This is a genomic window from uncultured Limosilactobacillus sp. (assembly GCF_934202235.1).
Lineage (GTDB): Bacteria > Bacillota > Bacilli > Lactobacillales > Lactobacillaceae > Limosilactobacillus.
This window is the reverse complement of sequence record NZ_CAKPXS010000004.1, coordinates 1-14,996: the sequence shown is the minus strand read 5'-3', so window position 1 is coordinate 14,996 and position 14,996 is coordinate 1. Positions and strand designations below refer to the sequence as shown.

Genomic DNA, 14,996 nt, shown 5'->3' with positions numbered 1-14,996 from the left:
CCTCCTTTTGTTTGGGAGGTGTTTGTTTTTTCATGATGAAGATGCCATTAGAGGATTACGAGCAGGAAGATCCTAACGGTGGTTATTTGCTTTACGGGTTTGATCGGGCTGCCTATTATCTATGATTTATCGAACGAATGATTAATCAAATCACAATGATAATTTACTTTGCAATATAAAGGTTTATAATAGAAATGATAACTAGAATTAATGAGATTAGTAGTGGATAAAAGCGAGGAGACGAAGGATAATGCTATCCAAAAATAATCGGCAATTAACTAATCGAATGAATGCCAAGCAACGGCAACGGTTTGGCCTGCGAAAGCTAACCGTGGGTGTGGCTTCCGTCTTGTTAGGGACTACCTTTTTCCTGGGAGGGGTCGCCAATGCGGATACAACCGGTACAACGAAGGATAGTCCTGCCGTTTTCCCGACCCAGGAGGTAAGTACTAATACACAAACGGCAACAAATAATAACGGCAGTAAAACAAATAAGCAGTCAGAACAGGTCGACAATCAGCGGTCAGTTTCCAGGAACGCCAATGAACAAAGTGCGGTAGTAGCCCCAGCTGCCCAGCGTACAGCGGCACCGAATGATGAGACTGTAAGCAACTTGACCTTTACCGGCTCCGTTAGTGACTTTAAGAACACGACAACCGGAAAAGCTGCCACAGATACTTCGTTTAAGACGGGTGATACGGCAGAATTGACTTACACAATGCGTGGTGCTGGTGATACCGGTAAGTTGCAAGACCAATACTGGCCAGTCACAAGTCATTACTTGGCGATGCTTCCGTCTGGTTTTCAGTTAGCTAATGGTAATAATTCATGGAAGACGTCTTTTCCAGCCAGCGATTACCAGATCGAAGCACTTGGTAAAGTCGGACCAAACGGTGAATATGTTTACCGGATTACTCTGAGTAAAACACCATACTATGGTATACCGGTTGATTTTACTGCACAGCTGGTCGCTACTGATGATTCAGTAGCCGCTGGTGGCCATGATTACAACGGTTTTCCTATTCCGGGATTGCTGATGGCCCTTAATGATAACGGTCTCTTTGTTGGACAACATGCGATTACACTGGGCAACCAAACCTACCAGGTCAGCAACTGTAGTGAATTTTTACATGGTAACAACCTTGGCTCAGAGATCAAGTACACGATTGTTCCAGGGACTAATCAATTAGCCACCAGCAATTACCAGGTGACTAACCTGACGTCAACTAAGAAGAACGTGACGGGAATTGGCAACGCCGGATACGAAGAAATTACCCCGACGATTAAGCTAACCGGGGATGTCCATGCTGGTGACTACATTGACTTCCACCTGGGCATTCCATATACGGATAGTCAGACCGGCAAGCTGACATATAAGCTGTATGATAGCCATCTGGCGGCTAACTTTACGGTAGCCAACATCGGCACAGTCTACAATATGGGAAATTATTACCGGTTGGTCTTTAATAATGCGGTGGAATCATTAAATCACCCGACCTTTGACCTGAATTTACGGTGGGGTTCATCGAGCAACCAAGCCTCCCTAAAGGACGACGGGGCGATCTATGTTTACCGTTTGACAGACGATCCTAACAAGGACCGGACTGCTTTTACCTACCAACCAACAAACGATGTCACCATTAATGGGCAAACGATGGCCAGTGGGCTGAGCGTAAAGGGCAACTATGTCTATATTGCCCAACCGATTGCAACTGGTAACCAACACATTGGTTCTAGTGCCACGCCTTCAGTTAACCGAACCTGGAACCAGCAAGGTGATGTTTCAGTTGACACACACTGGTCCAGTACCAATACGACGGCATTGTCGACGGCAGATAGCGGCAATGAGTTCGACCTCAAAGTGACAATTACGAAGGATCCGCATGGACTGGTTAACTATACCTTTACTAGTGCGGACGAGATGAAGCGGGCCATTGAGAACAATATTGCAACGACGGATACTCACAAGTTAACTGATGGCGTGCAGAATGATAGTGGGACTTTTGTCACAGTAGCGACAACGAAGGGACAAAAGCCAGCAGTTAATGTCAATGTAACGATGACCAAGACGGTGGACAGCAGTAATCCAAATAAAATCACGGCTGTTTGGCACATCAAGTTAGCCAATGCCGATCCAGCATCTGCTGCCAAAATTATGTTAACTGGCGCGGTACCGACGGTGACGGCTAGTGCTGATAACTTCACGATACCAACAGGAATTACTTCTTACCAACAAGACATTAATAATGAAGTCCACACGGCCAACTATAATGGTGCCAAGACAGGAAACGAAGCATTAATGAATGTCTTAAAAGACCTTCCTGTCGCGTTAACCCAGGTTGTCTCATATAAGAATGGTCAACCGGATGTCTCTTCCGGTGTCTTTGGCGGACCATGGAGTAGCATTATTAGCTATAACGGTGATAGTAAGGTCGATGGCGGTGGGTCCGCCAGTGACCTCATTACCGCTACCGTGACAATTAAGGACCAGGCTGGTCACACTTTGACACCTAATGGTTTTTCTTATCAAGGACCGACGGGAACTGCCATTAAGTTTGCTGGTTTGCAAAGCGCCTACAATGGTCTTTCAGGTTATCACTTTGTCAAGGCAGTTAGTGTTAAGAATGGGGTTGAGACACCGATCAACTTGGACTTGACCAAGCTTGATAGCGATAGTTTTGGTACTGCCAACAAGAACAACCCAACCCAGTTCATTATTTACCTGCAACAGGATCAGACTGAACAAACGGCGAACCTTGATTTCGTCGATGATACTGACACTACTAACGATTTGAGTAGTCATAATCTTAGTGACAGTGGCAATGAAGGCACGGCCATTAGCTTTGCCAACTTAGAACAAACGTTAAAGGGTTTGACTGACCAACACTATATTTTAGTGAATGTTACCAACGGGGCTGGCGAGAACATTAGCGGTAATAATCCACAGAATATTGATTGGTCAACTATCTTTGGAAAGTACGGGAGTAGTGCGGCAAGTTTTACTATTCACTTCAAGCATGCCACCCATACCATTAGTGATGCCAAGACGGTGAATGAAATAGTTCATTACGTGGCAACGGATAATTCTCCTGTTCCTGAGGATCACATGGCAAAGGTAGACTTTACCCGTGATGGCTACAACGATGAAGTCACCGGTGATGACCACTGGAACGCGTGGAAACCAGCTGCTAGTCATGAATTTGCGGCAGTCCCGACACCGACTAAAGCAGGCTACACTCCAGATAAGCAGACCATTGCGGCACAGACGGTCACGCCAACGTCCCAAGACCTCAAGTTTACGGTCACCTATACTCCTGCTGCGCAGACATTAACGGTCAAGTTCATCGATGACACGGATAACGGCAAGGTCCTCAAGACTGTTACTAAGACAGGAGTTACTGATGCCGATGCGGGATATCGTACTACGCAGGACATTCAGCAATTCCTGGATGAGCATTACGTCTTGGTCAGCGACAGTACTAATGGACAGTCACTGAAATTTGATAATAATGACTCAGTTGACCAACAGTATGAGGTTCACCTCAAGCATGCCACCCATACCATTAGTGATGCCAAGACGGTGAATGAAATAGTTCATTACGTGGCAACGGATAATTCCACCGTTCCCGTTGATCACACAGCAAAGGTGGACTTTACCCGTGATGGCTATAATGATGAAGTCACCGGTGATGACCACTGGAACGCGTGGAAGCCGGCTGCTAGTCATGAATTTGTGGCAGTCCCGACACCGACTAAAGCAGGCTACACTCCAGATAAGCAGACCATTGCGGCACAGACGGTCACGCCAACGTCCCAAGACCTCAAGTTTACGGTCACCTATACTCCTGCTGCGCAGACATTAACGGTCAAGTTCATCGATGACACGGATAACGGCAAGGTCCTCAAGACTGTTACTAAGACAGGAGTTACTGATGCCGATGCGGGATATCGTACTACGCAGGACATTCAGCAATTCCTGGATGAGCATTACGTCTTGGTCAGCGACAGTACTAATGGACAGTCACTGAAATTTGATAATAATGACTCAGTTGACCAACAGTATGAGGTTCACCTCAAGCATGCCACCCAGTCGGCAAGTGATGCCAAGACGGTCACTGAAACTATCCACTACGTCTACGCGAATAATAGTAAGGCCGCTGACGACTACACTACTCGTGTTGACTTTAAGCGGACCGGGACGACGGACCTGGTTACTAACAAAATTAGTTGGAATCAATGGACACCTGCTGCCACCCACCAATTTGCGGCGGTTTCATCGCCAAAGTTGACAGGGTACACAGCAAGTGACTCGAGTATTGCAGCAACGACGGTTTCGCCAACTAGCGATAGCATCGTTAAGACCGTTACCTACACACCGGATGCTCAACATTTGACGGTCAAGTTCATCGATGACACGGATAACGGCAAGTTGCTGAAAGCTGTGACGAAGACTGGGGTCACTAATGGTGACTCAGGTTACAGTACTACGCAGGACATTCAGCACTTCCTGGATGAGCATTACAAGCTGGTTAGTGACGATACCAATGGTCAATCACTGAAGTTTGATAATGATGACCAGGCTGACCAACAGTATGAGGTTCATTTCAAGCATGTTACCCATGCTATTAGTGATGCCAAGACGATCACTGAAACGATTCATTACGTGGCAACGGATAATTCCACCGTTCCTGATGATCACACAGCAAAGGTGGACTTTACCCGTGATGGCTACAACGATGAAGTAACTGGTGATGACCACTGGAACGCGTGGAAACCTGACGCAAGTTACCAGTTTAAAGCAGTACCGACACCACCAAAGGCTGGTTACACAGCAGATCAACAGTTGGTCGCAGCGCAAACGGTCACGCCAACTACGCAAGACCTCAAGTTCACGGTCACCTACACACCGGATGCGCAACATTTGACGGTCAAGTTCATCGATGACACGGATAACGGCAAGGTGCTGAAGACCGTGACGAAGACTGGAGTCACTAATGGCGACTCAGGTTACAGTACTAAGCAGGATATTCATCACTTCCTGGATGAGCATTACGAGCTGGTCAGCGACAATACTAACGGTCAACAACTGAAATTTGATAATGATGACCAGGCTGACCAACAGTATGAAGTTCACTTTAAACACGCTACTCAGCCAGCTAGTGAGACCAAGACGGTTACCGAAACGATCCACTACGTTTATGCTGACGGGGCGCCGGCCGCGAAGGACTACACCACGAGTGTTGACTTCCAGCGGACCGGGACAACGGACCTGGTTACCAATCAGACTGCTTGGGGAGCTTGGACGCCAGTAAATGCTAAGCTTGATAGCGTGCCATCACCACAAATTAGTGGTTACACGGCCAATGAGCTGGCGGTTGCCGCAATGACGGTGACACCGCAGAGTGACAACGTTGAAAAGACGATCACTTACACGGCTAACCCGGCACCCGTTGAACCAACGACCCCAGAACAAACTGGTCGTCAGACGACTGTGGACGGGCACGGCCAAGATCAATTGGTCACTGCCTCTACCCAGGATACCCGGCAACCAGCAGCCACGCAGCGGCAGAACCAGCAAAAGTTGCCACAAACTGGTAACCATAACCCAGCTTCCCTGATTACACTGGGCGTGGCCGGTTTCCTCAGCCTCTTTGGTTTGGGAAAGGACTTACGCAAGCGTCACTAGGGATGAAGAACTGAGTGAATAATTTGTCGATAACCTAAAAATGGTCGTCACCGTTTCGGACAAGGAGAACGGTGACGGCCATTATTGTTTTTGATTAAGGGTTAATTGGTCTCAAAACGACGAAACACCGCGTGAGAAAATCGCGCGGTGTTTCTTTACTTATTGTCGTTTTTTCAGTCCTAAGCCAAGCATCATCGCCAGGCTAAGGCCAGCTAAGCCACTGAGGGCAGCAAGGTTTTGTTTGTTACCCGTTTGCGGTAGAGCACTTGCGGAATGCTTAGTCGTTGTTGCGTTTCCTGGAGCAAAACTAGTTGTGGTGACTGTGGTTGCGTTGACCACGGGACTGTTGCCATTAGGGGTGCTAGTGCCACTGTCCGAACCAGTACCCGGCGCTGGCGGGGTGACTGGCGGTTCAACGGGTTGGTAGTCGACGTTGACCGTGACGTTAGCAGTCTGGTCGGTGACAGCTTCACTAGGAATCAGGCTGCTAGTGGCAGCCGCACCATCAACCATCGTCGTGTATCCCGGAATTGTTGGGATGTTGAATTCATCCCAGCTGTGATTACCATCTTCCAGGCTAGTCCAGGAATCAGGGTTATCAGGATCGTTTCCCGTGAAAACCTTCCACTCCGGCTCACTGAGCTCGTAGCCGGTAATACCATCGTAGTAGTGGAACTGTTGCAGCTGGACAACTTGCTGGGTGGTTGTTGTCTGACCATCAGGAGTCGTCACGGTGATGGTCCGCGTTGGGTCCACCGCTTCACCGGTTTTTCCGTAACGTTCGTAGATGATGGCAATATTGTAGGTGAGACCATCACTTGCGCTAGCGGCGTCACCAAAAACAGGGTAGTCGTTGACGTTTTCAATCTGGTGGAATTCGCCGTCAGGGTCAAAGTAGCCGTACACCTGAAAGGCACTGTCCGGTTCATCGTAAGCGAAGACGACATATTTGTTGAGGTACTTTTCGGCGTCGGCATAGATTTGGTCGGCAGATAATTCTTGACCGTAGTCAACCTGGGCGACATTCCGATAAATAGCCGCTGCGTTCGGATAGTCATCACCATAAGCGTTGTACGTCTTACCATCAAGGTCCTTGAAAGCAAAGTTAACTGGGGCGCTAAAGGTGATCTTTTCGCCAAGACTGACTAAACCAGTAATGTCTTGGCTATTATATGCGCCGTGGTAAGTAAAAGAATTACCGTTATTTTCAAAGGTGATAGTGGCCCCGGTTAGGTAGTAATGACCATCGCGTTGAACCACGTTATCTGGTCCCGGAAACTTCATCTGCGGATGGTAAGCTGATGGGATGCCGTCGTTAGTAATTTCAATTTCAGGGATTGTTACCGGGCTGCCGTTGTCAGTTAAGGTGTAAGCCTGACTGACCATCTTCGACCCCGTTACGGTTTGAATCTCGACGCTACGGACAAAGTAGTTGACGGTAAAGTGCTGGTTAGCAGCTTCGGTCGGAAAACCTTCATCAAAGTGAACGGGTTGAACATTCATCCCGTCAGCGAAGGTTCCTTCCGGCGGCAACCAGTCTACCGCTTCCCAGCGGCCGTTGACCGCCATTTGAATAATCCGTTTATTAACTAATTGTCCGCTGACGCCACCATCAAGATCATAGTGTTCGTAGTAGTAAATACTAATGACACGTTCATAATTGTTATTCCAATCTGCGGGGTGGTCTGAAGAAGAGTGGTCATTGTTAGTGATCACGGGTTGCTGAGCAGCATTTGACTGTTCTTCATTAACCGCCGCTGTTTCTCCAGGGGCAGACTGTGGTTGGCTAACGTTATTATTCTGATTGGTAGCGGTGCGGTTATTCACGGGAGCTGAGTCATTAACACTTGCGGGAGTGGCTAGTGTCAAATTATTCTGCGGACTAGTGATTCGATCCGCAGACGAATGTTGCTGTGACGCTGGTTCAGTGTTGACAACGTTTGGCTGATCAGCTGATGGTGTGGTATTAACTTCATCCGCATGAGCAGTCGACATCCCTACTAATAGCGGAAGAAGTAAGGAGGAACAGCCAATGAGCCATTGCTTGTGGTGCTTATAAATTTTATATCGTTTAACTTGCTTCATAGAGAACTCCCCTCCTGAACATTAATTCTTCCGTTAAAGCATGATATTGAATTGCTTACATAAATTATAACAAAGACTATTTTTGAAAGAAAGAAGTACTGCTTAGTAGGACAGCGTATTGCCATCAATATTTAGGAGCCAGGACATTATTGATTAAAGAACGGGACTACCAGTTTGGCAGTCCTGTTGTCAGTTAGATAATTTATTCTCTTGATTATCGATAACTTAATAGTTGGCTAGTTTAATCTTGTGCTTTTGGAAAACGCATTTCCCGCCGTAGGGCGGCATAAATTGGCTGGCCGCCAAGGAGGTTGCTAGTGACGTAAGCAACAAAGGTCAGGACCACCATCGGTAGGGCCTGGTCGACTGTTCCCACCATTTCGCACAGGAGGGTGACAGCAGTGAACGGTGCTTCTTCAATGGCCCCAAAGTAGGCTGCCATGGTAATAACAACCATATTGATGTAGCAGTTAGCGGGAAGCAAGTGCTGGTGAATTAGCAGTACCGCCACGAAAGCACCAATGAGTGCGCCGAGGACGAGAATGGGCATAAAAATCCCCCCAGGGACAGAGGCCCCGTAGCTGACCATTGAAAAGACGAAGCGAATGACAAAGAACAAGCCGAGCATGAATAGCAGGTTGCTCCAGTCGAGCTTCGGTGACATGTTAGCGATGTCGTTAATAAAGACGTGGCTACCACCCAGGATGTGGGCGTTCCAAAGGCCAATTGGGATAACAAGCAGGAGTGGAATGATTGAGTGGTAGATTGCCGGTAATTTGCCAACTTTACTGTATAACCAACGCAGGCTGAGTAAACAGTACTGGTAAGCAAAAGCGAGGATGCCAATGATGATACCTAACGGAATTAACCAGGCATAGCTGCGCTTGGGTAGGTTGACCAGGATTGGCAGGTAAAGGCAGGGCTTCGTCCCAAAGAAAAGTAGTGTGACAAAGTCGGAAGCGCAGGCCGCCGCCAGGGCGGTTACCCAGCTGCGCGGCTTGAAATTAAAGGTAATTTCTTCCAGGAGAAAAAGTACGCCGGCTAGTGGTGCACTAAAAGCAGCCGAGAGACCAGCAGCAACCCCACACCCCAGGAGAAAGTGACGGTCTTCTTCCGGTGTGTGGCAAATGTCAGCTACTTCTTGACCCACACAAGCACCCATTTGGATACAGGGACCTTCCCGTCCCAAAAAAAGGCCGGGACAAATTGCCAGCAAACCACCGATAAATTTCCGCCAGAGGGTTTGCAGCGCGTTCATCGAGTGTTCCCCCATTAAAATGGCTTCAATTTGGGGGACACCAGAGCCGACGAGGTCGGTGAGGTGACCTTTAAGGATTTCTCCTAAGGCCAGCACGATGATCAAGGTGAAGATAACATACAGGATTAAGAGTAACCAGTTGGTGGCCATCAACGGGTAGATAAAGGTTAAAAACTTGAGAGTCTGGTCGATAATCCAACGAAAAATACTGACGATTAACCCGGTAATGAAGCCGACAATGATACCCTGGATAATTAGGGGTAGTAGGTTTGACGAAAATGGGGTGGCGAGGACGTCGCTGGCCCGGGCCACAGAATTCTGATGATTTTTCAACTTGTCCTCCTTACAACAATGAGGTTAATTATTCCTAACATAAGCTCTTCAATAATAACATCCTTATTATAGCTGATTTGTGGTAGTGGGGTCTCGTCCATTGGCAATGTTTTGTCAAATTCTGGCGGACCGCTTACAATATAATCATGATGAAAGTGAGGAATGATTTTTGTGAAGCTCATTAGTTGGAATATTGATTCGCTGAATGCGGCACTAACGGGAACGTCGACGCGGGCAGAGGAAACACGGGAATTGTTTCACCAAATTGCCAGCATGGATCCCGACATTATTGCTTTTCAGGAAACGAAGCTGCGGAAGGATCCGACGAAGAAACACCGGGAAGTATTGGCAGAAATCTTCCCGAGATATACTGCGGTTTGGCGTAGCTCGGTGGAACCAGCTCGTAAGTCCTACGCTGGAACCATGTACCTTTACCGCGATTCTTACTCACCGGTAGTTACCCGCCCGGTCATTGGTGCACCGTCGACGATGGACCAAGAGGGGCGGATTCTCACCTTGGAATTTCCGCATGTCTTTGTGACCGAAGTCTATACCCCCAACTCGGGTAACGGACTGAAACGGTTAGCGGACCGGCAGATCTGGGATGACCGCTATCGTGAATATCTTCAGCGACTAGCAGCGGACAAGCCAGTCATTGCCAGTGGTGACTTTAACGTGGCCCACGAGGAAATTGACCTGGCCCACCCAGCCAATAACCACCACTCGGCTGGCTTCACTGACGAGGAACGGGAACACTTTACGAAACTACTGGATGCCGGCTTTGTCGATACATTCCGTCACCTTAACCCAACGACGACTGGTGTTTACTCCTGGTTTGCTCAGCGGGTCCGGACCAGCAAAAAGAATAATTCCGGCTGGAGAATTGACTACTGGCTGGTCAGCGAGAAGTTGGCCGCTCAGGTTCAAGAATCCAAGATGTTAGACACTGGTGCCCGGCGTGACCACCTACCAATTGAACTAGACATTAACCTGACGATCTAAAGTAAACCAGACAGTCGTGGCAATTTCAGTAAAGACAGAGGCTTGAGACTGACTCAATACGATACAGCAGGGTAGTATAAAGAACAATTAAGGGGGCTACGATGCGACGCGGTTGGTTAATTATCAAACAGTTGCTCGTTTTCGCCGTGCTAGTGGGCGGTTCTTGTTACCTGCTTAATAATCGCCAGGCACAAGCGCGGGTAACGCTGGCACTGTATAATGTTCGCACCAGCATTGCCCAGTTGACGGGCCAGCAACGAGCGTCGAGCAAAGTGGCGGCGGTTGATCAGTCTTCAGCGGTGAGGGGTCGTTGGGCGCAGCGCAGTGCAACCGTGGCTGTCGACACGGGCAATGCCACCCTTAACGCCGCCACCGTTTCGGCGATCAACCAGTGGAACCGGACAGGGGCCTTTACTTTTCACCAAACGACTGACGCGAAACACGCGCAGATCGTCGTGAAAATGATGGACAGTGACGACGCGGCTGCTGGCAAGACCCAGACCATGACAATGGCGATGACCGGGCAGATCGCCCACGCGACCGTCTTTTTAAACCGGCACTACTTACTCAACCCGGTTTATGGGTATAGTGAACAGCGGATTGTCAATACAGTTGAGCATGAACTAGGCCACGCGATTGGCCTCAATCACACTGATAAGGTCTCGGTAATGCAGCCAGCCGGGTCGTTTTACACGATTCAACCAGGCGACGTGAACCGAGTTAATAAATTATATGAGACAAAATAAAGGCTTCAGACCTGGTGGTCCGAAGCCTTTATTGATAACGATGTAGAAGCTACATGGTCATGCCCATCTTCTTGTAGGAATCCATCCCACCTAACCACAGTTCATCCATCGAAACGCCTCGTTCTTCCGCGAATGCCTTCATCAGGGTCATGTGATTCATCAGGTGGTATTCCTTGTGCGGATCAGCCGGGTCGATTACCTTGATCTGGGCCATCATCCCGCCATCTTCGTGTTCAATAATATGGCAGTGGTACATGAAGACACCAGGAACGTTAAACCAAACCTTGATCCTAACGTGATCTTTCGGGTTAATGACGACGGTATCCTTGAGTCCTAGTTCATTCGGGTATGGTTCGTGGCCGTTTCGCGATAAGACGGTGAAACCGCAACCGTGCATGTGGTAAGGGTGGATCATTCCCGGTTTATCATTGGTGTTTTCAATGTCCCAGATTTGAACATCGCCCATCTTCATTTGGTAATCAATGCGGTCCATTTGAAATTTCTTGCCATTCATTGCCACCGATTCATCCATCCCGTCTAGGGTGACGTGGTGGACTGGCAGGCCCGGAGTGACTGCCGGATCCGGCGTTTTGAAGAGGGTGTCCGGGATGGCAATGTTATCGCGCTTGAAGTCATGGATCCGGAACTTAACCAGCGGGACATCATCGCTGAAGAGGGTGACGACGTCGCCTTCGTGGTAATCACTGAAGTCAACGATGATTTCGTCGCGTTCGGCACAGGTAACCATTAACTTAGACATCTTGACCGGGTGTGGCAGTAAGCTGAGGTCGCCAGCAATCTGGGTAAACGGCAGGTTGTCGGAGAAGTGGAGCCGCCATTCACGACGGTTTGCCCCATCGAGGATGCGTAAGCGCACTTTCTGGGTGGTGACATCGAAGTAAGGGTTGATTGTCCCATTGATCATGGCTGTGGGACCAGCCACTCCGTCCGGATCGTAGTCTGCCCGGTAATCCCATTGGTTATCCTCGTGGAAACGACGGTCCTGAAGGATGATCGGGATGTCATCAACACCGTAATGGTGCGGCAGGGGTAACTCGGCTTCGTGTTCGTCTTGGACAATTGCTAAGCCAGCCAACCCGTGCCAAACCTGTTCGGCAGTTGATGGACACGGGTGGGCGTGGAGCCAGACCGTCGCGGCTGGTTGGTTGATGGTAAATTCAACGTCGCGGCTTTTGTCAGGATAAACCGGGGCGTGACAGCCACCATCCGGGATTGGACCAGGGATTGCCAACCCGTGCCAGTGGAAGGTAGTGACTTCTGGCAGGTGGTTTTCCAGGTGGAGGTGGATGTGCTTGCCTTTCTTGAAAATGACCGTTTGCCCGAGCAGGGGACCATTATAGCCCCAGGTCTTCGTCTTTTTTCCAGGCAGCAGTTGGACTTCGCCAGTCTGAGCGACCACCGTGTAGTACATCTCAGTGGCCGTTTCCTTATCCGGTTTTAAAATTGCCGGGATGTTCAACGGTTTTTCCGGCGCGTCGGCGACTTCTAGCGGCACGTATCCACGGTCGTGATAGTCGTAGGCAGGCTCGTCAAAAAAGTAATGGTCAATTACTTGCTTATCCATTAGAAAAAGCCTCCATTCGTCTTGATAAGTTCATGGTATACCCGTCACCGTTAATTGACCAGGAAATTATTAATGCTTCGGACAGTGGAACAATGTGAAAAAAATCTCAAGAATACTTACTTTTAATAAGAAATACTGTCAGCTATACTAGGAGATGGTAAGAGGGAAAAGCAAAGAAAAGGAGCTATGATAATGACTAAACAAGTATTGATTTTGGGTGCTAGCGGACAGATTGCGGGGCATGCGATTCAGTTTCTGCTGAACGAGACAACTGACCACCTACTGTTGTTTGTCCGACATCCAAAAAAGTTGCCGGTGATTGACGATCAACGTGAAACGGTGATTACCGGTGATGTCCTTGATAATAATGAGTTGGGTTCTGCCATTGCCCAGGCAGACGTTGTTTATGCTAACTTGCGCAACCCGCAAATTGAACAACAGGCCCGTAACATTGTTGCCGCGATGAAACAACACGGTGTGAAACAGCTAGTCTGGATTTCGTCGATTGGGATCTATGACGAAGTTCCGGGTAAGTTTGGCCAATGGAATAATGAGCAACTAGGTGGTGGGCAAACGGATAGCTACCTGGGTACTTACCGGGCAGCCGCTGACGTCATTACCGCTTCAGACCTTGATTACACAATCATTCGGCCAGCCTGGCTAACTAACAAGGATGAAGTCGACTATGAAATAACTCGTCGTGGTGAAGACTTTAAGGGGACAGAAGTTTCCCGTAAATCGATTGGTAAGTTGGTGGCCCAGGTAATTGAACAACCACAAAAGTATGCTCAGACTGATCTGGGAGTGAATAAACCCGGGACGGATGGCGATAAACCAGCCTGGTATTAATTGGTGTTAGAATAGAGAAAAGACTTATTGGAGGGATTAGCATGAAGACAGTTGTATTGCTTTTTCACCCGCACTTAGATCAGTCAAGGGTTAACAAGGTGCTAGCTGAAACTGCTAAGAACGCCGTTGACGTGACCGTTCGCAATATGTATGACTTATACCCAGATTTTAAGATCGATGTAAAAACCGAGCAAAAAGTTCTCACGGACGCTGATCGGGTTGTCTTTCAATTCCCAACCTACTGGTACAGTACGCCAGCATTGATGAAGCAATGGGAAGACGACGTGTTAACCCACGGCTGGGCTTATGGTTCGCAGGGGAAAGCGCTAGTCGGCAAGGAATTTGTCGTTGCCACTTCGACTGGTGCCGATGCGGAGAACTATACTCGTGGTGGTGATGATCACTACTGGTTGGCCGAGTTCTACCGCAACTTGCAGGACACTGCCAAGCTGATCAATATGAAGTACGTTCGGCCATTCTTTACTTTTGATGCAGACCATATCACTGATGATGCGTTAGATCGGCAAGCCAAACGCTATGCTAATTACATTAGCCAGGATGCCCCGTTGAAAGTACTCGGCCCACTGCAGACAGAAGCGGATTACGCGCGACCGGAGCTGTAATGACCTGTTAAAGACCAAAAAACGTCAACGTCCACTGCTGGACGCTGGCGTTTTATTTTGGTCATTATTTATCAGTGACGTAAGTCCCCATATCAGTGGCAACCACCAATTGGCCAGCGTAGTGCTGACCATTGCTGGTCGTGAGCCCCACCTTGTTGCAGGCAAAGGTCACGGTTGTCGTCGCTTTGACCGCGGTGCCCATTACTGCCCCGGTATCGGTATTGATCCCGGAAGGAATATCAACAGCCACGACTGGTGCTGAGCAGTTGTTGATGGCGTCGATCACATCTGCATAGTGGCCGGTAACCGGCCGGTCAATGCCAATCCCGAAGATGGCGTCAACAACGAGGCTGGCATGTTTAAGGGGCGCCAAGTTGGTTGTCTGCGGGAGCTGGTAATACTGACAGATCTGATCCTGGGTACGGTGTTCAGCTGAGGCGTGGTCGGGATTGCCAACGTTGATGATTGAAACTGTTGCGCCGGCAAGATGAAGCAGTCTGGCAACCGCTAACCCATCACCACCGTTATTGCCACTGCCGGCGACGACTACTACTTGGTTTAACTGCTGCGCAAAGCGTTCTGTGATGTGGTCGCGGACTGCTAGTGCAGCGCGCTCCATCAGAACCAGCGAAGGAATACCAATTGTGTTAATCGTATATGAGTCGTAATGCCTCATTTGTTCAGCAGTAATTGCTGTTGTCATAAAAAAGACCTCCGGTTGTTTTTCTCCACCTTGAAGTGCAATAAAAAAGTTAGACAATTAAGCTGCTAAGGCATGATTTCGGTATTCTACTGGGGTCATGCCTTTGGTTTTTAAAGAGATTCGTTC

Annotated in this window: 10 protein-coding genes; 5 read left to right on the top strand and 5 right to left on the bottom strand. The window is 48.6% G+C overall.

The window, feature by feature from the left end; all coding sequences use genetic code 11:
- Positions 1-250: 250 nt before the first annotated feature.
- A complete protein-coding gene (locus tag Q0E49_RS01320; RefSeq protein WP_295745807.1) occupies positions 251-5,686 on the top strand; it encodes a YSIRK-type signal peptide-containing protein in 5,436 nt (1,811 codons plus the stop codon).
- 159 nt (positions 5,687-5,845) lie between these two features.
- On the opposite strand, the gene Q0E49_RS01315 is transcribed toward Q0E49_RS01320, so the two are convergent.
- On the bottom strand, positions 5,846-7,771 hold the full coding sequence (locus Q0E49_RS01315; RefSeq protein WP_295745804.1) for an LPXTG cell wall anchor domain-containing protein: 1,926 nt from the start codon (positions 7,769-7,771) through the stop codon (positions 5,846-5,848).
- Positions 7,772-8,012: 241 nt separating this feature from the next.
- The gene (locus tag Q0E49_RS01310; protein ID WP_295745800.1) at positions 8,013-9,362 is read right to left on the bottom strand and encodes a ClC family H(+)/Cl(-) exchange transporter; all 1,350 of its coding nucleotides are present in this window, start codon (positions 9,360-9,362) and stop codon (positions 8,013-8,015) included.
- 171 nt (positions 9,363-9,533) lie between these two features.
- Here Q0E49_RS01310 and Q0E49_RS01305 point away from each other — a divergent pair, with 171 nt between their 5' ends.
- Positions 9,534-10,364, top strand: a complete 831-nt coding sequence (locus tag Q0E49_RS01305) for an exodeoxyribonuclease III (RefSeq protein ID WP_295745883.1) — start codon at positions 9,534-9,536, stop codon at positions 10,362-10,364.
- 101 nt (positions 10,365-10,465) lie between these two features.
- Positions 10,466-11,110 (top strand): M57 family metalloprotease, encoded by a 645-nt coding sequence (locus Q0E49_RS01300; RefSeq protein WP_295745797.1) that lies wholly within the window; start codon positions 10,466-10,468, stop codon positions 11,108-11,110.
- Positions 11,111-11,159: 49 nt separating this feature from the next.
- On the opposite strand, the gene Q0E49_RS01295 is transcribed toward Q0E49_RS01300, so the two are convergent.
- Positions 11,160-12,695, bottom strand: coding sequence for a multicopper oxidase domain-containing protein (locus tag Q0E49_RS01295; RefSeq protein WP_295745795.1), 1,536 nt, complete (start codon positions 12,693-12,695; stop codon positions 11,160-11,162).
- Positions 12,696-12,887: 192 nt separating this feature from the next.
- Here Q0E49_RS01295 and Q0E49_RS01290 point away from each other — a divergent pair, with 192 nt between their 5' ends.
- Positions 12,888-13,544: an SDR family oxidoreductase gene (locus Q0E49_RS01290; protein WP_295745793.1), complete on the top strand. Its 657-nt coding sequence runs from the start codon at positions 12,888-12,890 to the stop codon at positions 13,542-13,544.
- Between the two features lie 41 nt (positions 13,545-13,585).
- Entirely contained in the window at positions 13,586-14,167 is a 582-nt protein-coding gene (locus Q0E49_RS01285; protein WP_295745790.1) for an NAD(P)H-dependent oxidoreductase, read from the top strand.
- Between the two features lie 64 nt (positions 14,168-14,231).
- Here Q0E49_RS01285 and Q0E49_RS01280 read toward each other — a convergent pair whose 3' ends face one another.
- The gene (locus tag Q0E49_RS01280) at positions 14,232-14,870 is read right to left on the bottom strand and encodes an NAD(P)H-hydrate epimerase (RefSeq protein WP_295745788.1); all 639 of its coding nucleotides are present in this window, start codon (positions 14,868-14,870) and stop codon (positions 14,232-14,234) included.
- A 57-nt stretch (positions 14,871-14,927) separates the two neighbouring features.
- A partial coding sequence (locus Q0E49_RS07970) for an IS3 family transposase (protein WP_366509527.1) occupies positions 14,928-14,996 on the bottom strand: 69 nt, incomplete at its 5' end.

What these genes read in the sequence shown, in the direction of transcription:
- Q0E49_RS01315 (WP_295745804.1), bottom strand. Translation starts at nt 7,771, where the DNA reads ATGAAGCAAGTTAAACGATATAAAATTTATAAGCACCACAAGCAATGG.
- Q0E49_RS01295 (WP_295745795.1), bottom strand. Translation starts at nt 12,695, where the DNA reads ATGGATAAGCAAGTAATTGACCATTACTTTTTTGACGAGCCTGCCTAC.
- Q0E49_RS01280 (WP_295745788.1), bottom strand. Translation starts at nt 14,870, where the DNA reads ATGACAACAGCAATTACTGCTGAACAAATGAGGCATTACGACTCATAT.
- Q0E49_RS01290 (WP_295745793.1), top strand. Translation starts at nt 12,888, where the DNA reads ATGACTAAACAAGTATTGATTTTGGGTGCTAGCGGACAGATTGCGGGG.
- Q0E49_RS01285 (WP_295745790.1), top strand. Translation starts at nt 13,586, where the DNA reads ATGAAGACAGTTGTATTGCTTTTTCACCCGCACTTAGATCAGTCAAGG.
- Q0E49_RS01320 (WP_295745807.1), top strand. Translation starts at nt 251, where the DNA reads ATGCTATCCAAAAATAATCGGCAATTAACTAATCGAATGAATGCCAAG.
- Q0E49_RS01300 (WP_295745797.1), top strand. Translation starts at nt 10,466, where the DNA reads ATGCGACGCGGTTGGTTAATTATCAAACAGTTGCTCGTTTTCGCCGTG.